The organism is Herminiimonas sp. KBW02, assembly GCF_003852535.1.
Taxonomy (GTDB): domain Bacteria; phylum Pseudomonadota; class Gammaproteobacteria; order Burkholderiales; family Burkholderiaceae_D; genus Oxalicibacterium.
Genome location: NZ_QAJP01000004.1, coordinates 340,800 through 360,423 on the forward strand (window position 1 = coordinate 340,800; position 19,624 = coordinate 360,423).

Annotated in this window: 14 protein-coding genes; 10 read left to right on the forward strand and 4 right to left on the reverse strand. The window is 54.9% G+C overall.

What is annotated here, in order from left to right; translation table 11 throughout:
* Window positions 1-84 precede the first annotated feature (84 nt).
* The 3 genes from DBR37_RS05985 to DBR37_RS05995 all read left to right on the forward strand — a co-directional run bounded on the left by DBR37_RS05985 (window position 85) and on the right by DBR37_RS05995 (window position 3,659).
* Window positions 85-336: a DUF1289 domain-containing protein gene (locus DBR37_RS05985; protein WP_233588294.1), complete on the forward strand. Its 252-nt coding sequence runs from the start codon at window positions 85-87 to the stop codon at window positions 334-336.
* Window positions 337-444: 108 nt separating this feature from the next.
* Entirely contained in the window at window positions 445-2,115 is a 1,671-nt protein-coding gene (locus DBR37_RS05990) for a peptide chain release factor 3 (RefSeq protein WP_124573563.1), read from the forward strand.
* Between the two features lie 152 nt (window positions 2,116-2,267).
* Window positions 2,268-3,659 (forward strand): TAXI family TRAP transporter solute-binding subunit, encoded by a 1,392-nt coding sequence (locus DBR37_RS05995; RefSeq protein ID WP_124573564.1) that lies wholly within the window; start codon window positions 2,268-2,270, stop codon window positions 3,657-3,659.
* Window positions 3,660-3,670: 11 nt separating this feature from the next.
* On the opposite strand, the gene DBR37_RS06000 is transcribed toward DBR37_RS05995, so the two are convergent.
* On the reverse strand, window positions 3,671-4,135 hold the full coding sequence (locus tag DBR37_RS06000) for a rhodanese-like domain-containing protein (protein WP_124573565.1): 465 nt from the start codon (window positions 4,133-4,135) through the stop codon (window positions 3,671-3,673).
* Between the two features lie 85 nt (window positions 4,136-4,220).
* Window positions 4,221-5,582, reverse strand: coding sequence for a Na+/H+ antiporter NhaA (gene nhaA, locus DBR37_RS06005; protein WP_124573566.1), 1,362 nt, complete (start codon window positions 5,580-5,582; stop codon window positions 4,221-4,223).
* 449 nt (window positions 5,583-6,031) lie between these two features.
* On the opposite strand from nhaA, the gene glnA reads away from it, so the two are divergent.
* The 7 genes from glnA (at window position 6,032) to DBR37_RS06040 (ending at window position 16,486) form a co-directional block, all read left to right on the forward strand.
* A complete protein-coding gene (gene glnA / locus DBR37_RS06010) occupies window positions 6,032-7,447 on the forward strand; it encodes a type I glutamate--ammonia ligase (RefSeq protein ID WP_124573567.1) in 1,416 nt (471 codons plus the stop codon).
* A 162-nt stretch (window positions 7,448-7,609) separates the two neighbouring features.
* A complete protein-coding gene (locus tag DBR37_RS06015; protein ID WP_124573568.1) occupies window positions 7,610-8,092 on the forward strand; it encodes a DUF4124 domain-containing protein in 483 nt (160 codons plus the stop codon).
* 61 nt (window positions 8,093-8,153) lie between these two features.
* A complete protein-coding gene (gene glnL, locus DBR37_RS06020; RefSeq protein WP_124573569.1) occupies window positions 8,154-9,227 on the forward strand; it encodes a nitrogen regulation protein NR(II) in 1,074 nt (357 codons plus the stop codon).
* A 68-nt stretch (window positions 9,228-9,295) separates the two neighbouring features.
* Entirely contained in the window at window positions 9,296-10,816 is a 1,521-nt protein-coding gene (gene ntrC, locus DBR37_RS06025; protein ID WP_124573570.1) for a nitrogen regulation protein NR(I), read from the forward strand.
* Window positions 10,817-11,237: 421 nt separating this feature from the next.
* Window positions 11,238-12,926, forward strand: coding sequence for an aspartate-alanine antiporter (gene aspT, locus DBR37_RS06030; RefSeq protein WP_124573571.1), 1,689 nt, complete (start codon window positions 11,238-11,240; stop codon window positions 12,924-12,926).
* A 120-nt stretch (window positions 12,927-13,046) separates the two neighbouring features.
* The gene (gene aspT, locus DBR37_RS06035; RefSeq protein WP_124573572.1) at window positions 13,047-14,735 is read left to right on the forward strand and encodes an aspartate-alanine antiporter; all 1,689 of its coding nucleotides are present in this window, start codon (window positions 13,047-13,049) and stop codon (window positions 14,733-14,735) included.
* Between the two features lie 74 nt (window positions 14,736-14,809).
* Window positions 14,810-16,486 (forward strand): bifunctional aspartate transaminase/aspartate 4-decarboxylase, encoded by a 1,677-nt coding sequence (locus DBR37_RS06040; protein ID WP_124573573.1) that lies wholly within the window; start codon window positions 14,810-14,812, stop codon window positions 16,484-16,486.
* Between the two features lie 75 nt (window positions 16,487-16,561).
* On the opposite strand, the gene DBR37_RS06045 is transcribed toward DBR37_RS06040, so the two are convergent.
* Window positions 16,562-18,409 (reverse strand): chemotaxis protein CheA, encoded by a 1,848-nt coding sequence (locus DBR37_RS06045; protein ID WP_124573574.1) that lies wholly within the window; start codon window positions 18,407-18,409, stop codon window positions 16,562-16,564.
* Window positions 18,409-19,200: a protein phosphatase CheZ gene (locus tag DBR37_RS06050; RefSeq protein ID WP_124573575.1), complete on the reverse strand. Its 792-nt coding sequence runs from the start codon at window positions 19,198-19,200 to the stop codon at window positions 18,409-18,411. Before DBR37_RS06050 ends, DBR37_RS06045 begins: the two co-directional genes overlap by 1 nt.
* Between the last annotated feature and the right edge of the window lie 424 nt (window positions 19,201-19,624).

Sequence of the window (19,624 nt, forward strand, 5' to 3'; positions counted from 1 at the left end):
CCTTAACCAGGTTTCCGCCACGCGGAGCCGCAGAACGGAAATATCGAATAAGATCGAATATTTGCCGTATGAGTAATTTGCCGTATGAGTCAGTCCGATAATCCCGAAAAAATCGTCAACGATGCAGCTCCTGCCAGCCCGCCCGCTGATCAGCCCCGCAATACCCTGCGTCCCGATTCACCTTGTGCCGGTTATTGCTCGACCTCGCATGGCGATGAGATTTGCAAGGGCTGTGGTCGCACCTTCGATGAAGTGATCAACTGGATCATCTACGACGATGCCGAAAAAGCTGCTGTATGGGCGCGCCTGGAAGCAGCAGGCTTGGTAAAACGTTAAGCGTTTCCCCGGTGAGCGGGTTTTGCTGCCGCCGGTCTATTCCCCGTCCGTCATAGACTTACAGGCCAAGAAACGGTAGACTTTAGCCCTTTTTCCAAGGGCTATTCCATGTCCGCCGCGCCCGAAACACCAACACCCGATTCCGCTGAAACCGAAGCGTTTGAACCGCGTACCGTTACCTCCGACCTGATCAACAGCGAAGTTGCGCGTCGTCGCACCTTTGGCATCATCTCTCACCCGGATGCAGGTAAAACCACCCTGACTGAAAAGCTGCTGCTGTTCTCGGGTGCGATTCAGCTCGCCGGTACCGTCAAGGGACGCAAGAGCGGTCGTCATGCGACTTCCGACTGGATGGATATCGAGAAGCAGCGCGGCATTTCGGTCGCCAGCTCGGTCATGCAGTTCGAGTACCGTGATCACGTCGTCAATCTGCTCGATACCCCGGGTCACCAGGACTTCTCGGAAGATACCTATCGCGTGCTGACAGCGGTCGATTCGGCGCTGATGGTGATCGATGCCGCCAAGGGTGTGGAAGAACAAACGATCAAATTGCTGAACGTTTGCCGCATGCGCAATACGCCTATCATTACCTTCATGAACAAGCTGGATCGTGAAACACGCGATCCGCTGGAATTGCTGGATGAGCTGGAATCGGTGCTGAAGATAGAATGCGCGCCGGTAACCTGGCCAATCGGCATGGGTAAGAATTTCCGCGGCGTGTATCACTTGCTGCGCGATGAAATCATGCTGTTTGCAGCTGGTAACGAAAAAGCCGACCAGACCTTTGAAGTCATCAAAGGTATAGACAATCCACGCCTGGCGGAAATGTTCCCGCTGGAAATCGAACAACTGAAAATGGAAGTCGAACTGGTGCACGGTGCTTCGCATCCGTTTGAACTGGACGCCTTCCTCAACGGTACGCGCACGCCGGTCTTCTTCGGTTCCGCCATCAATAACTTCGGTGTGCGTGAAATCCTGAATGCCTTGCTCGACTGGGCGCAGCCACCGCGTGAGCGCGATGCGACCGTGCGTTCGGTGAAACCGACCGAGTTGCCGTTCTCCGGCTTCGTGTTCAAGATCCAGGCGAATATGGATCCGGCACACCGCGATCGTATTGCCTTCCTGCGCGTATGTTCGGGACGCTTCGAGCGCGGCATGAAGATCAAGCATTTGCGCCTGAATCGCGAGATCAAAGTTTCCAGTGTGGTGACCTTCATGGCATCCAGCCGTGAACAAGTGGAAGAGGCTTACGCCGGTGACATTATCGGCTTGCCGAATCACGGCAATATGCAGATCGGTGATAGCTTCTCCGAAGGTGAAGTGTTGCAGTTCACCGGCATCCCTTACTTTGCTCCGGATTTTTTCCGCGCCGTACGCATCCGCAATCCGCTGAAGATCAAGCAATTGCACAAGGGTTTGCAACAGTTGGGTGAAGAGGGCGCGATCCAGGTGTTCAAACCGGTCAATAGTAGTGACCTCGTACTGGGTGGTGTTGGTGTGCTGCAGTTTGAAGTGGTCGCCAGCCGTTTGCTCAACGAATATGGTGTCGATGCCGTATTCGAAGGCACTAGCATCAGCAGCGCACGCTGGATCACTTGCGACGACAAAAAAATGTTGGCCGATTTTGAGAAATCATCCGCCGGTCACAACCTCGCGCATGATGCAGCGGGCAACCTCGCTTACCTCGCCAGCTCGGGTGTCAACCTGCGCCTGACACAGGAACGCTGGCCTGGTGTGACCTTCCACGAAACCCGTGAGCACGCAGTCAAACTAGGCTGATCGCGCATTACCTGATCCCGCCGCTGCATTATGTACCGCGGCAGCGGGATAAACTTCCCCCCTGATTTGCCGCCACGCAAGACTAGCGACAGTGCTTGCCTGATGCCTGCATTCTTGGCATCGTGTAGGCAATTGCCTGCGACAAGGACGCTATGCCCAAGATATTCAAATTCACCCAGTTTTCCCTGCGCGATTTAATCGTCACGGCCGGACCGATGACGGTGCTGGTGATCGCGCTTTGTTACGTTGCCTATCGGCTGGTCGATCCGTCGCCACCGCGGCAGGTGACGCTGGCGACCGGACAGGAAAACAGTGCGTACGAAGAGTTTGGTAAAAAGTATGCAGCGGCGCTCGCCAAGTTCGGCATCAAGGTAACGCTGGTACCTTCGCTGGGTTCGCAGGAAAACCTGCAGCGTTTGCTGGATCCGGATTCGGGTGTGGACATCGCCTTCGTACAAAGTGGTTCCATCGATCAGCAAGCGGCGAAAGATGCAGGCCTGGTTTCACTCGGCAGTTTGTTCACTGAACCGGTCTGGCTCTTCTATCGCGAGAGCAAGAAGCTGACGCAGCTGACGCAGTTGAAGGGCATGCGCGTCAATGTCGGGCCGGAAGGCACTGGTGTGCCTAAGTTGTTCAAGAATATTTTGTCCGTCAACGGACTGGAACCCCGCGATGTCAAAATCAAGCAACTGGAAAATACGCCGGCCACGGTAGAGCTGCTGGAAGGGCGCATCGATGCGCTGGTCTTCAGTTCGGCGCCGGATGCCTTGCTGATACAGATGCTGTTGCAGACTCCAGGTATCAAGCTGTTTGACTTCACCCAGGCAGAAGCCTACTCGCGTCGGTTTCCGTCGTTAACGCACGTCGTCCTGCCACGCGGCATCGTCGATCTGGGGCGTGATTTGCCACCGAAAAATTATCATCTGATCGCACCGACCGCGACCCTGGTGGCACGTGAGGATTTGCATCCTGCGTTGATAGATTTGTTCGTGCAGGCGGCGGGCAATATACATGGCGGTGCTGGCTGGTTCCGCAAACAGGGTGAATTCCCGAATGCGAGCTACACGGAAATTCCGGTTATTCCTGAAGCAGAGAAGTTTTACAAGGATGGGCCGCCGTTCCTGCAGCGGTATATGTCGTTCTGGCTGGCAAACTTCTTTGAGCGCATGTGGGTGGTGATCGTCGCGCTGGGTGCCTTGATCCTGCCTTTGTCGCGTATTGTGCCGCCGCTGTATGTGTGGAAGGTGCGCTCACGCGTATATCGCTGGTACGGGCAATTGCGCACGGTCGAGCAAACGATAGAGGATGTGCCGCTGGCGAAACGGAATACGGTTTATCCGGCGCAGCTCAGGCGACTGGCCGAAATCGAAGAGAAGGTGAACCAGATTTCGATTCCGCTTTCATTTGCGGATGAGTTGTATCGCTTGCGCAGCAATATCAATCTGGTGCGCAAGCGTATCTTGTGGTTGTCGGAAGCGAAGACGGATGTGTACGCTGAAGCGAGCAGCGAAGCAACAGTCGAAACTAAACCCGCATCCGCTTAAGTCGCCGCCTGTTAAGCGCCGACCCAGGGCAAGCCTGCCTTGCACCAGCCATTCACATTCTTGCGATGGCCGTCGGCGTCTTTTTCCCCTTCAAAACCTTCGAGGATGTCGAAGGAGTGTGCATAGCCGTTTTCAGTTGCCAGCCTGGCCGCGTGACGTGAACGCACGGCGCCCCGGCACAGGAACAGCAGGGTGGTGTTTTTATCTGCGGCCTGTGCCAGTTGCGACAGAAATTCAGGATTGGGGGCGCCACCCGGATACAGCGTCCATTGCACTGCCAGATGTTGTTCAGGTGCGATGCCGACGCGGCCTATCCAGTCGCGTTCTGCATTGGTACGCACATCAACCAGCTTCACATTCGGATCACTTTGTAATAAGGCAAACGCTTCCTGCGGCGTCAGGGCGCCGGCATAAGGCAGAGCGTTGTCTTGGCCGCGCTGTTGTGCTGCGGCGAGTATGTCTGCGGACTTCGTCATATCGATCTTGTCTTTCCGTTTTTGAAAATGGCTGCAGGCGCTGACACTACGCAGCCTGCACTGGCAGTATAAAGTTCTCCGGCGCTCAAGTCACATCGGGCTGCTTGCGTCTGGCCTGGATAAAGCCCCAGGCCAGTCCGAGTATCGCAGCAGTCAGCGAAGCAAGCAGGATACCTAATTTTGCTGCACCCAGCAGATTGGGATCAGTGAAGGCCAGCGTCGCGATAAAGATAGACATGGTGAAACCTATACCTGCCAGCAAGCCGACCAGACAGACACCGCTCCAGGTGACTCCCGGTGGCAATGCACACCAGCCCATGCGTACCATCAACACACTGGCAGCGATGATGCCGAGTGGTTTGCCAAGCACCAGTGCGATCAGGACACCCAGCATCACGATCATGGAGCCGTTGGCAGAGAGATCTACGCCATTCAGCGAAACGCCCGCGTTGGCGAGTGCAAACAACGGCATGATGCCAAACGCAACATAAGGATGCAGCGCCATCTGTACACGGCTGACGGGAGGCAACAAGGTGAGCTGTGCGTGTTTCAATTGCTTCAAGGGTTGGGCCAGATGGTGCGGATCGGGTTTGTCGTCTTCAGTGTGGTGCAACAAATCCTTGACTGCCTTGCTCGCGACTTCCAGCGGATGTGCGCGGGTTCGTGGTGCGAATACTGGTGTCATCAGGCCGAGTACCACACCGGCCAGGGTCGGATGCGCACCGGTTTGCAATAAGCCCAGCCACAGCACGACGCCGGGCACGACGTAAGGGTAGGCGGAGACTATGCCTATGCGCTGCATGCCCAGCACCAGCAGGATGCCTAGCGCGGCGATGAGGAAGCCGCTGTAATCCATACCGCCGGAATAAAAGATCGCGATGATGAGGACGGCGACGATGTCGTCGATGATGGCCAGCGCCAGCAGGAAGACACGGACGTTGGATGGGATAGAGCGCCCCAGCAAGGCCAGTACGCCGACAGCAAATGCGATATCGGTCGCAGTCGGTACGGCCCAGCCATGTGCCTGCTCGCCACTCGGATTGAGTGCGAAGTAAATCAGCGCCGGAGCCACCACGCCGCCGACGGCTGCCGCCAGTGGCAGCGCAGCCAGGCGCATGCTGGCGAGTGCGCCTTCATGTATCTCGCGGCGGATTTCCATGCCGACCACCAGGAAGAAGATAGTCATCAAGCCATCGTTGATCAGGAAGTGCAGGCTTTGCGAAATACTCCAGCTACCGACCGAGACGGCAATTGTCGTATGCCAGAAGTGATGATAGCCATCGGCATAAGAAGAGTTGGCCCAGATCAGCGCGGCGGCAGCGGCGAGCAGCAGGACGACGCCACTGAAGGCTTCGATGTGCAGGAATTTTTCTAAAGTGGAGAAAGCGCGTTCGGCAAGGAGTTGCGCGCGCGGCAGGGTCGAGCCAGTAGACGTCTTTGGAGTCATGTTCGTAAGTATCCCCGCGTGGCGGCCCGACCGACGCGTTACCTGTCCGCTGCGATATGCAGCGCAAACACCCTGGGGCATATTTTACACCAGCTGATACCGGCCGGCAATTTGAGTGCGGCCCGAAAAAGCCAGAAAGCCATCATTTCGCACCAACTTGGCGCGAAAATGAGGCGCGGCACAAAAAATGAATTATTTTGGTGCAAATTGACTCGTTTGCACATGTTTGGTGCGCCAGATTCGGGCTCCTTTGATGCAGAAAAATCGTGATGTGGCATCTGTTGCCTAGGGCGCTCCGTTGCAGTGCGGTTGCGCGAATTTTTGAAAGGCGGTGGCATGGAATCTGCTATCATTTCGGGCGAGTTATGGACGCATGCTGTTTGTTGACGCAGGCCTCACAACCCATTTACCAATTCTGTATTACTTTGCTCAAATTTTAGGAGATTCGCATGGCAATGACGGCCGCAGAGGTCTTGAAGATGGCGAAAGACAACGAAGTTAAATTCGTTGATTTTCGTTTTGCTGACACAAGAGGCAAGGAACAGCACGTCACGGTGCCAGTTTCGCATTTCGACATGGATAAATTTGAATCCGGTCATGCGTTCGACGGTTCCTCCATCGCTGGCTGGAAAGGTATCGAAGCATCCGACATGTTGCTGATGCCGGATCCAAACACCGCGAATATCGATCCGTTCTTCGAAGAAACCACTTTATTCATGCAATGCGACGTGATTGAACCGTCGGATGGCAAAGGCTACGATCGTGACCCACGTTCGATCGCTAAACGTGCAGAAGCTTATTTGAAATCCTCGGGCCTGGGCGACACCGCTTACTTCGGTCCAGAACCAGAATTCTTCATTTTCGACGGTATCCGTTGGAAAATCGGCATGGACGGTTGCTTCGTCAAGATTGATTCGGAAGAAGCAGCATGGAGCTCCGGCGAGAAACTCGAAGGCGGCAACACCGGTCACCGTCCGGCAGTAAAAGGCGGCTACTTCCCAGTGCCACCAGTCGACAGCTTCCAGGACATGCGTTCGGAAATGTCCCTGATCCTCGAATCCCTGGGCATCCCTGTCGAAGTGCATCACCACGAAGTTGCTGGTCCTGGCCAAAACGAACTGGGCACCAAATTCTCGACTCTGGTTGAGCGCGCTGACTGGACACAAAACCTGAAATACGTGGTCTGGAACGTTGCCCACACCTACGGTAAAACCGCAACCTTCATGCCTAAACCTATCGTTGGCGACAACGGTTCGGGTATGCACGTGCACCAATCGGTATGGAAAGACGGTAAAAACCTGTTCGCTGGCGACGGCTATGCAGGCTTGTCGGATTTCGCGTTGTACTACATCGGCGGCATCATCAAACATGCTAAAGCACTGAACGCGATCACCAACCCAGGTACCAACTCGTACAAACGTCTGGTTCCAGGTTTTGAAGCTCCGGTTAAACTGGCTTACTCGGCACGTAACCGTTCCGCTTCGATCCGTATTCCACACGTTGCGAACCCTAAAGGTCGCCGTGTTGAAGCACGTTTCCCGGATCCACTGGCTAACCCATACCTGTGCTTCTCGGCATTGCTGATGGCAGGTCTGGACGGCGTACAGAACAAGATCCACCCAGGCGAAGCAGCCTCGAAAGACTTGTACCACTTGCCACCAGAAGAAGACGCACTGATCCCAACCGTTTGCGTATCGTTGGAAGAAGCGCTGGAAAACCTGAACAAAGACCGCGAGTTCCTGACCCGTGGCGGCGTATTCAGCGATTCGATGATCGATGCTTACATTGAATTGAAAATGCAAGAAGTTCAACGCTTCCGCATGACTGCTCACCCAGTCGAATACGATATGTACTACTCGCTGTAATCAATCTCTGATTGTTACTGCAAGATGAAAAGCGGGGAGAGCGTAAGCTTTCTCCGCTTTTTTTGTTGCACAGAGGCAGAAAATAGAGCATCAGTGTTTGTCAGGCTATGATTGTTGCCCTACACTAAGTATCCGATTTAACAGTTTCAACGAAACAAATCCATGAAACGTCAACTCGCTATCCTGCTGCTATCTTCCCTCGCTATTTCCGCGTACGCGCAAAATGATGTCTATCTGTGCATAGACGCCAATGGCAACCGCGAATACAAGAATACCGGCCCTACCAATAAGTGCAAAAAGGTAGACCTGCCCGGCGTAACTACCATCCCTGCGGCGAAGAGACCGGCGACGCCGCAGACGGTCAGCGCCAAGTCTTCGTCTCCCAGCGATTTCCCCAAGGTAGACAATACCGTGCAGAAGGCACGCGACAGTGATCGTCGCCAGATCCTGCAGGATGAAATGAAAACCGAAGAGCAAAAACTCGCCGACATCCGGCGCGAATACAATAACGGTGAACCGGAACGACGTGGTGACGAGCGTAACTATGCAAAATACCAGGAGCGTACGGCGACGCTGAAGGATGATCTGGCGCGTTCCGAGAAGAATGTCGAAGCATTAAAACGCGAACTCAATAATCTGAAGTAACATCGGTATGATGTTTGCTTGAATCAGGCCGCGTATAGCGGCCTTTCTTTTTTGGATTCCTGTGAAAAAAAACCTAATAGCCTTAGATGGTCTCGATTTGCTGGCTTCGGCAGTACTCGTGCTGCGTTCCGATGGTGATATTGCCTATGCCAATCCGGCGGCAGAAATTTTGCTGGAGAGTTCCAGCAAGGCGTTGACCAATCATAAGCTCAATGAATTGTTTATCAACTGCGAGGAGCTGGCGCAGGTATTTCAGGAAGCACTTGAACATCAGTTTGCCGACAAGCGGCTGGACCTGGTGCTGGAACGTCTGGGCCGTGATCCTTTGCAGGTACATGTAGTGGTATCGGCACTGGATAGCGCCGATACGCCGGTCCTGATTGAGTTGCGCGAGAATGTGCAGCAATTGAAGCTGGATCGCGAAGAGCGTCTGATCGATCAAAGCCAGGCCAATAAGGAACTGATCCGCAACCTGGCACATGAGATCAAGAACCCGCTGGGTGGCATACGCGGTGCGGCACAATTGCTGGAACTGGAGTTGCCTGAGCGTCACCTGAAAGAATTCCGCGAATATACGCAGGTCATCATCAAGGAAGCAGATCGCCTGCAAACGCTTGTTGACCGCTTGCTGGCACCGCACCGCAGCCCGCATATCGTGGGTGACGTGAATATCCATGAAGTGTGTGAGCGGGTGCGCAGCCTTATCGTGTCTGAGTTCCCGACCGGACTGAAGATCAAGCGTGACTATGATTTGTCGGTACCGGAGTTCCGTGGCGACAAGGAGCAGCTGATTCAGGCAGTATTGAATATTGCACACAATGCGGCACAGGTGCTGTCCGCCCGTATGAAAACCGGCGATGCCGAGCTCACTTTGCGTACGCGTATTGCGCGACAAGTGACGCTGGCCAAGGTGCGATACAGGCTGGCATTAGACTTGCATATCATCGATAACGGACCGGGCATCCCGCCTGACATCCGCGATCGTATTTTTTATCCTTTGGTCTCTGGCCGGGATGGCGGTAGTGGATTAGGCTTAACGCTGGCTCAGACATTCGTGCAGCAACATATGGGTTTGATCGAATGCGAGAGTCGGCCGGGATGTACGGATTTCAGAATTTTGATTCCATTGCCATGAGCAGCTTGAGCTCGGAATTGGCGATGAGTCTATAAACCTAGCCACATGACGCGGGACACTATAAATATATGAAGCCAATCTGGATTGTTGATGACGACGAGTCTATCCGCTGGGTCCTTGAAAAAGCACTGGCGCGAGAAAATCTTGCCACCAAGAGTTTTTCCAATGCGCGTGATGCACTGGAGGCTTTAAAAACCGGTGCACCGCAAGTTCTGGTTTCCGATATCCGCATGCCGGGTGAATCCGGCCTCGAATTGCTGCAGGCAGTCAAAGCCAAGCATCCGGGTTTGCCTGTCATCATCATCACGGCTTTCTCCGATCTGGATTCTGCTGTGGCGGCGTTCCAGGGCGGCGCGTTTGAATACCTGGCCAAACCTTTCGACATCGATCACGCCGTCGGCCTGATCCGTCGCGCACTGGAAGAAAGCCTGCGCGAAACCAGCGTCGAACAAGTCTCGGCCGAAACACCTGAAATCCTGGGGCAAGCGCCAGCGATGCAGGATGTGTTCCGCGCGATCGGTCGTTTGTCACAATCAAACGTGACGGTACTGATCACAGGTGAATCCGGTTCCGGTAAGGAACTTGTCGCGCGTGCCTTGCATAAACACAGCCCGCGCGCATCACAACCTTTCATCGCATTGAACACTGCCGCGATTCCTAAGGACTTGCTGGAATCCGAATTGTTCGGTCATGAACGTGGTGCCTTTACCGGCGCACAAGCGACGCGTCGCGGTCGTTTCGAACAGGCGGAAAACGGCACGCTCTTCCTCGATGAAATCGGCGACATGCCATTCGACCTGCAAACGCGTTTATTGCGGGTACTGTCCGATGGTCATTTCTATCGCGTCGGTGGCCATCAGCCACTGAAGGCGAATGTGCGCGTGATTGCCGCGACCCATCAGAATCTCGAACATCGTGTACGCGAAGGCCTGTTCCGCGAAGATTTGTATCATCGCCTGAATGTCATACGCCTGCGTCTGCCTAGCTTGCGTGAACGTCGTGAAGACATTCCTATCCTGACGCGCCACTTCCTGCAGCAAAGCGCGAAGCAGCTCGGCGTGGAAGTGAAACGCATGTCGGATGGCGCAATGCAGTTCCTCAGCAGCCTTGAGTTGCCGGGTAATGTGCGCCAGCTGGAAAACCTGTGTAACTGGATCACGGTGATGGCGCCGGGACAAACGGTGGAAGCCAAGGATTTACCGCATGAGCTGACTGAAGGACAAGCCTTTGCAGGTGGCGCCTCCAACAGTTTCGCGGGTAGTCCGCCAGCCGCGCATAGTTACGCGACGACAGAAGATGCAGGCAACTCCAACGGTGTAGCTCCGGCAAGCAGCTATCCGGTCAGTGCGCCGGTGGAAGCCGGTAACTGGATTACCTTACTGGAAGCGGAAGCGGCAGCATTGCTGGCAGCCGGTCAGCCGGAAGTCATGGATGCACTGGGTCGTCAGTTTGAATCGACACTGATAAAAACTGCGCTCAAGCATACGCATGGTCGTAAGAACGATGCTGCGGTACGTCTGGGTATAGGGCGCAATACCATCACGCGCAAAATCCATGAGTTGGGTATCGATGGCGCAAAGGATGATTGATCAAGTCAGTTAAATGACTCAGACGAAATGCGTATTGTGCTTATATTTAAAGTCTGCTAACAAGCCGAAACAATCTGGCGTCAACAGACTGGCGCATCAGGGAGAGACGGGCTGCCAATGAGGTAGCCCGTTTTTTTTGTATTTAATTTGTGTGACATCAGCTATCTGATGAAATTTACGTTCGTCAATGCAATATGGTAGGCTTGCCAGAATTGTTTTTTATCTCCGCAGTATTTTGTCGGATATAGCGAGTGAATTCGGCAAGCGTATGTGGAGTTTCAGGTGAGGTATTCAGTACAGATGTAAACACTGTTCCAAGTGCAGTTCTAAGTGCAGCTTTCTATTGATAAAGACGGGACGCCATAGTACAGCGGATGTATAGCTGGATGTCGGAAGCCCGCGGATTTGAAAGACATGGCTTATGCTCGCCTCGATCACTGATCTCTTGCGCCAGGTTCCGGAAATTGCCTTATTCCTTTCGCTTGCGATTGGTTATGCGATAGGGCAAATCAGGTTTGGCCCCATTCAGCTGGGTGGGGTGTGCGGTACCCTGATTACGGCACTCTTTATCGGACAGCTCGGCGTCACCCTGGATGCCAGCGTCAAAAATGTTTTCTTCATGTTGTTCATCTTCGCCCTTGGTTATGCCGGTGGCGCCCAATTTTTCTCCAATCTGAATCTCAAAGGCTTGCGCCTGGGTTTGCTGTGCCTGATCGAAGTGGTCGTGGTACTGGTGCTGGTCATGATCGCGACCAAAGTCATGAACCTCGATGCCGGTACCGCTGCAGGCTTGATGGCCGGTGCGGCGACTGAGTCTGCGGTGGTCGGTACCGCGACTGATGCAATCTCCAAACTCGCATTACCCGCTGCAGAGATACAGCAGTTGCAGGCGAATGTGGTGACTGCTTATTCGATCACTTATATCTTCGGTTTGATCACGATCGTGATTGTGACGAGTCAGATATTTCCTTTGTTATTGCGCGTCAACCTGCGTGAGGAAGCGGACAAATTATGGGCGCAGATGGGCGGCAAGGAAGCCGCACCGGATGAAGTCAATGCGATACGTGAAATGGCCGGACGCGTGTACCTGATCGATGTGGGTGCCGGTCGCAGTATAGAGTCGCTGCATGCATTGTTTTCCGGTCAGGCCAGTGTGGAGCGCGTGGTACGCGGCGGTGGCAAGCTGGACGTCACACCCGGACTGAAGCTGCGCCGCGATGATCGTGTGCTGGTAATCGGCCATAGACGCGCATTGCTGACAGCGAGCAGCATACTGGGGCCGGAGTTTGCCGACACCGATCAACTGAATATGGTGGTGCAAACCGTCGAAGCGATGTTGAAGAACAAGGCTCTGATGGAACGCCAGCTGGGCGAAATCAGTTTGCCGCTGGGTGTGCATGTATCCGGCATCAAACGTGGTGAGCATGCCTTGCCACCTTTGCCGCATGTGCAATTGCTGCAGGGTGACGTGCTGCAGCTCTACAGTTCAGCTGAAGCCTATGCTTCTGCGATGGCGGAAGCGGTGGCGCTGATAGGTACGCGCATAGAGCGTACTGATCGCAGCAATATTGTGTACGCCGGGCTGGGTATCGTACTCGGTGTATTCATCGGTACCTTCAGCCTGAAGCTGGGTGGTATTCCGTTTTCGCTGGGCACCGGTGGCGGTGCCTTGCTGACCGGCCTGGTATTTGGCTGGTATCAATCCAAACGTCCGAATCTGATGGGCATACATCCGGATGCCTTGTCCCTGCTCAAGGATATCGGCCTGGCCAGTTTTATCGCTTGCGTCGGCCTCGCTTCCGGGCCGCAGGCACTGACGCTGATCAAGCAGTATGGCATTGCACTGCCGTTGATAGGCGTCGCCATCGCGGTGCTGCCTGCTTCGATTTCACTGCTGGTCGGACACTTCATCCTGAAACTGGAAGCACCTATTTTGCTCGGTGCGATTGCGGGTCAGCAATGCAGTACTCCGGCCTTGAGCGCGATCCAGAATGCCGCGGGCAATTCAACGCCTTTGCTGGGTTACACGATTACCTATGCTATTTCGAATGTGGTGTTGCCGCTGATGGGGCCGCTGATCGTCGGCCTGGTCGGCTATGTGCATCACTGAGTGTGAGCAGTGTGAGTAAACAATAAGTGCAAACAAGCCGAACTGATTTGGCCGAGACGAGTATCCGATACATAACGCAATTTAAGCAACGCAATTTAAATTTTCACAAAGGTGATTGCTATGGAATGGTTACACGAGTTATTTAAAAAATCTCCCGAGATTGCCCTGTTCCTGTCGTTGGCGCTGGGCTATTACATAGGGAAGATCAAGTTCGGCAAATTTCAGTTAGGCGGCGTCGCCGGCTCGCTGCTAGTGGCGGTGGTGGTGAGCCAGGTCGGGGTGCAGGTTGATCCCGGCGTCAAGGCGGTGCTGTTTGCCTTGTTCATTTATGCAGTCGGCTACGAAAGCGGACCGCAGTTCTTCAATTCCCTCGGCAAGCAATCAATACGTGAAATCATCCTGGCCGCAGTGCTGGCGATTACCGGTTTGATTACGGTTGTGGTCATGGCCAGGCTCTTCGGTCTGGATAAAGGTCTGGCTGCCGGTGTGGCAGCAGGCGGACTGACGCAGTCGGCGATTATCGGTACTGCCGGTGATGCGATTGCCAAACTGGGACTGGCAGCAGAAGAAGTGACGCGCTTGCAGGGTAACGTCGCAGTTGGTTATGCGGTGACTTATGTGTTTGGTTCCTTCGGCGCCATCATCGTCTGCGTGAATATCCTGCCCAAGCTGATGGGGCGCAGCATCAAGGAAGATGCGGTGAAAGCGGAAGCGGCAATGCAAGCCGGCGTGCAGGTGCTGGGACCCGGACAACAGGCGGCAGCACCGGATCTGGTCGGACGAATTTATCAGATCGCGCAGGGCAGCAAGCAAACTGTGCGTGAAATAGAAACGGCGAATCCGGCGGTCTCTATCACTATCGAACGCATTAAGCGTCAGGGGCAGATCATCGAGGTCACACCGCAACTGGCACTGGAAGCCGGCGACATCGTACTGGTGGTCGGACGGCGTGAAGCGATGGTCGGTGTGGCGGCACAACTGGGGCGCGAACTGTATGCAGTCGAAGGCATGGAACTCACCATGCAGCGCAAGGAACTGGTACTGACCAACAAGGATTATCACAACAAAACCGTCGGTGAAATCCGCAGCCAGACTTCACACAGCGTCAGCCACGGCATCTACGTGCTGCAAATCAGTCGTATGGGTCAGGTCTTGCCTATGCTGCCGGATACAGTGGTGCAACTCGGCGACGTCATCACGATCTACGGTTCCGAACAGGATGTGAAACGCATCGCGGCACTGGTCGGTTATGTGATCGTGCCTAGTGTGAAGACTGACTTCGTGTACATGGGGGCCGGTCTGGTGGTCGGTTTGCTGGTGGGCTTGTTGACAGCAAGAATCGGTTCGATTCCATTGACGCTGGGTAGCGGTGGCGGCGCCTTGTTGTCGGGCCTGTTGTTTGGCTGGTATCGCGCCAAGCGCCAGACCTTTGGTGCAATGCCTAGTGGTGCGGTGCAAATCCTGAAAGACCTGGGCCTGGCTGGTTTCGTCGTGGTCGTCGGTTTGTCATCCGGTCTGCAGGCGGTACAGACAGTGAAGGAACATGGCTTCACTATTTTTGGCGTCGGTGTGGTGGTGACCATCCTGCCGTTGATTCTCACCATGTTGATAGGCAAGTATGTACTGCGCTATGACAATACCGCTATCTTCGCCGGCGCACTGAGCGGTTCGCGCAGCGCTAATCCTGCTTTCGGTGAAGTGCTGGACAAGGCCGAAAACTCTATTCCTACCGTACCTTTCGCCATTACCTATGCGCTGGCGAATGTATTCCTGACTTTGCTCGGGCCGCTGATCGTGGCTTTGGTTTGATCGTTTCTTTAATACACAGACTGTTTCGAGGTCGCTCGCACAGGGTTTCTCATCTTTGATAAGGAGTAGCGCACATGGACTTCAGTAACCCAGACAAACTCGCATTGTTAAGCCCTTTTGAATTGAAGGATGCGTTGATACAGACCGCGAAGAAAAGCAACCAGCACATGCTGAACGCCGGCCGCGGGAATCCCAACTTCCTGGCGACCACGCCACGTCATGGCTTTTTCCAGTTCGGCCTGTTCGCGATGACGGAAGCCGAGCGTTCGTATATTTACATGAAGGATGTGGGCGGCTTCCCGCAACGCGACGGCATCGAATCACGTTTTGAAATCTTTGCCAAGCAACATTCGAAAGTTCCGGGCATACGCTTCATCGAAGCTGCGGTCTCGTATGTACGCGACCAGCTCGGCCTGTCGGCGGGCGATTTCATCTATGAAATGTGTGAAGCCATCCTCGGCTGTAACTATCCGGTGCCGGATCGCATGCTGACCCTAAGCGAAAAAATCGTCGGTCAGTACATCCACAAGGAAATGATAGGTACGCATCCGTTTGTCGGTAACTTCGATATGTATGCAGTGGAGGGCGGTACCGCGGCGATGACTTATTTGTTCGCCAGCATGAAGGCGAATCACCTGATCAAGGAAGGTGACACCATTGCGCTCGGTATGCCTATCTTCACGCCGTATATCGAGATTCCACAGCTTAACGATTACAAGCTGGTGCAGATGTCCATCGATGCGCCGCAATCGAATAACTGGCAATTCACCAAGAAGGAACTGGACAAGCTGCTCGATCCGAAAGTGAAAGCCTTCTTCCTCGTCAATCCCAGCAATCCGCCATCAGTCAAAATCGATGACAAGACGCTGGCCTACATCGTCGAGATCGTCAAGAAACGTCCGGACCTGATCATCCTCACCGATGACGTGTACGGCACCTTTGCGGATGACTTCGTTTCGCTGTTTGCACTCTGTCCTTACAACACGATCCTGGTGTATTCCTTCTCCAAATACTTCGGTGCAACCGGCTGGCGTATGGGTGTGGTCGCCACACATGAAAACAACATACTGGATGCGAAGATTGCGAAGCTGCCGGAATCGCTGCGCAAGGAGCTGGACGAGCGCTATCACTCAATCACGACCGAGCCGCGCAAGCTGAAGTTCATCGACCGTCTGGTGGCCGACAGCCGCACCGTGGCGCTCAACCATACTGCCGGTTTGTCGACCCCGGTGCAGGCGCAGATGAGCCTGTTTTCGTTGTTTGCATTGATGGATGAGGCAGACAGCTACAAAGCCGAGATGAAGCGCATCGTCCTGCGTCGCAAGCAGGCGCTGTATCGTGAGCTGGGCCTGCCTATGCAACACGATCCTAACTCAGTGCGTTACTACCATCTGCTGGACATGGAATCGCTGTCCGAGCAAATGCACGGTAAGGAATTCTCGCAATGGTTGCTGAAGCGTCTGAAACCGAATGAAGCACTGTTCCGCCTGGCGGAAGAAACCGGCGTCATCCTGCTGCCGGGCCGCGGCTTCGGTACGACGCATCCGTCCGGTCGTGTCTCGCTGGCCAACCTGAATGAATACGACTATGCGAATATTGGGCGTGCCATTCGCAATATGGCGACTGAATTCTATGAAGTGTTCCTGGCGGAGAAGGGCAAGGGTAAGCCTAAGCCTAAGCCTAAGCCTAAGGCTGCGGTGAAGGCAGTGAAAGCCACCAGCAAGGCCAAGGCGACGAAGAAAGGGCGCTAGCGTTTAACGGCGCGGCTTAAATAAAAAAGGGATGCACATGATGTGCATCCCTTTTTACGTTTCTATTTAACTTTTTTACGCCGCCAGTCGTGGTGTTGATCGACAACCATCCAGCAGGAAGGACAGGCCGACCACCAGCACCAGCTCGCCTTCTGCCGAACGTGCAGTACCGGCGATACCGGGTACCGTAATCGCGGTCATCGGTTTGATGACCAGATCGGCCGTACCTTCGACCATGCCGACCGACAGGATGTAAGGTTGCGGTGCGGCGATAACGATGCCGACCTTTTCCACACCCACTTCGTAGGCGAGGGCGCCAGCCAGCGAACGTACCGGCAATGGACGGCCCTGGTCGCGCAGTACTGGCGCACCGCCGACTTGTTCGAACTCTTCCGGCAACTCGACTACACGCTGTACGACCGCCATCGGCAATGCCAGTGCGGCATCCGAACTACGTACCAGCATGGTAGGAACAATCGACAATTCAATCGGCAAGCGGATCGAGAAGCGGGTACCGGAGCCGAGCACCGAGTCAATGGTGATTGCGCCGCGATGTTTCTCGACGGCGGTTTTCACGACGTCCATACCGACACCACGACCGGAAACGCTGTTCGCCACTTCCTTGGTCGAGAAGCCCGGCAGGAATACCAGTTGCAGCATTTCTTCCGGCGTCTGTGCCGCGTTATCCGAGATCAGGCCTTTGGAGATCGCCTTGGCGCGCAGTTGCTGACCATCCATGCCTTTGCCATCGTCAGACAATTCAATCATGACGCTGCTGGCTTCCTGCCATGCTTTCAGCAGGATGGTGGATTTGGCAGGCTTGCCGGATTTGGCGCGCACTGGGGCTTCTTCGATGCCGTGATCCAGCGAGTTGCGCAGCATGTGCACCAAAGGATCGTACAGGCTGTCGACGACGACGCGATCGACTTCGGTTTCTGCACCTTCGATTTGCAACTCGACATCCTTGCCCAGATCTTTCGCCAGTTCACGTACCAGACGTGGGAATTTCTGGAACAACTTGCCTACCGGCTGCATGCGCGTCGCCAGCGTCGCGCGTTGCAATTCGGTGGAGTAGCGCGAAGCGCGGTTCAGGGTTTCGGCCAGCGCAGCCATCAGGGTAGCGGCATGGCCTTCTACCGGGAACTGCGCCAGTTTTTCCAGCAGTACGCTGGCCTGATTCGCAGCCTGTACCGATTCACCAGCCACTTCGAGCAGGGTATCGAGTTTGACGGCATCAACACGGATGCTGTCTTCCTTGAGTGCGCCACCTTGCTTGTCGCCACCGCCGCGACGGTCTACACCGTCCCACGGTTTATTGGCTGCAGCGTCAGCCGGTTTGGCAGTAGCTGCCGGTGCAGCGACTTCAGCTGCAACAGCAGGCGTTGTGCTGGCGGCAACTGCGGCCAGTTCAGGCGCGGTACCGGCCGGTACCACAGCGAGGTATAAGGCATTCCAGTCCAGGCCGTCAGCCCCGACATTGCTGACAGGTGTTGCGGCAGCAGTCGCGACAGCAGGTGCAGCCGCAGCAGGCGCTTCAGTTTTACCTTCAATCGCGCTGGTCAGGATATCTTCCAGCGAGCTTGGCATCGCCGACAGGCTTTCCGGTTGCGCACCATTCGCCAGTTCATCCAGTTGATCGGCGACAAAGCCGCTGGCTTGCAGCGCTGCTTCAATCGCGATAGGCGTGACCGGAACCTGGCCGGTACGCAGCGCATCGAACAGGTTCTCTGTCAGATGGCAGGCCGAGACCATGGCCGGCAGGTTCATGAAACCGGCACCACCCTTGATCGTGTGGAAGGAGCGGAAAACTGCGTTCAGTGTATTGAGGTCACCTGGATTACGCTCCAGTGTAAGCAGGTGCTCTTCTACATTCGTCGCCAGTTCCAGCGCCTCAACGACGAAATCCTTGAGCATGTCATCCATCAGAACCCCAGATCGGCAAGTAGGCCATCAACATCATCCTGCGCCATCGCAATGGCAGGTGCGGACGGACCGTTCATCAGTTCGACAGGTTTGTTTTCCGGATGGGCGGCCTTGACTTCGGCTGGTGCGTTGTCGCGCAACAGTTGCGCCAGTTCGCTCTCGGCCTTGTGGGTGATGGCCACGATTTTCTTGATCAGTTGCCCGGTGATGTCCTGGAAATCCTGCGCCATCATGATTTCCAGCAGGCGGGCTTTTTCTGCCTCGGTCACTTCGGTGACCTTGCCGGCAAACTGGCGCGAATCATGTGCCAGTGTCTTGAATTCATCGACACTGAGCTTGCCGTCAAATAACTGTGCCCAGCGCGCATCCATATCCTTCGCGTTTTTGGACAGGGCATCCTGCTCCGGCATGCCGACATCGATGGCGTTCAATACTTTGTTGGCCGCTTGTTCGGTCAGGGTCGCGACGTATTCGAGACGACCCTGCGCATCAGTGATCTGTGAAGCAACGTCAGACAGCGAGCGGTCATAACCGAGTTCGCGCAAGGAATCGTGCAGCAGACGGACGATGCCGCCGAGGCGTTCATACATAGGCTTTTCGCCGGCGTCTTCATCGTTGGTCGCTTCAGATGTTGATGCTGTGACTGCAGCGGCAGGTGCGGCGGCAGCAGGTGATGCAGCCGGGGCCGGTGCAACTGCCGGGGCTACAGCAGCAGGCGCAGCTATCGATTCCGCTCGTTGCGCAGAAATCTCTTCAAACAATGCATCAAACTCATCTAAATCGCCGCTCATGTAATACCTTTCCCTGTCTGTTTATCCATTTATATCCATGCCGGTAGTAGGGCGCTCGAATAAACGAGAGGCGCTGCACCCGGTTCGGGGTGCGCAAGGCCCGGCAGATTATGGATTTTGGTACGCGCATTTTGCGCGTTGATCCTAGGCAATAATACCCAGATTTAGGGGGGGCGCATAGTAATTCGGTGGAAGTTGGCGGCTCCTCGCAACACTTGCCAATTATTGTTAAACCGGCCGGATTTGCATGGTCTTTCTGTAACCGACTTGTCATAGCCGTCTGCCATGCTGGTCGAATGGGTTATGTGGCGTTTGAAATGGCAGTGCTGCGCCTGCGGCGGATGTGGTTTGACGCAGCCTGAGCACGCGCCTACACTGCAAGCACTTTTTACGTGCCCGGCATTTGCGGCATAGCCAGCAAGCC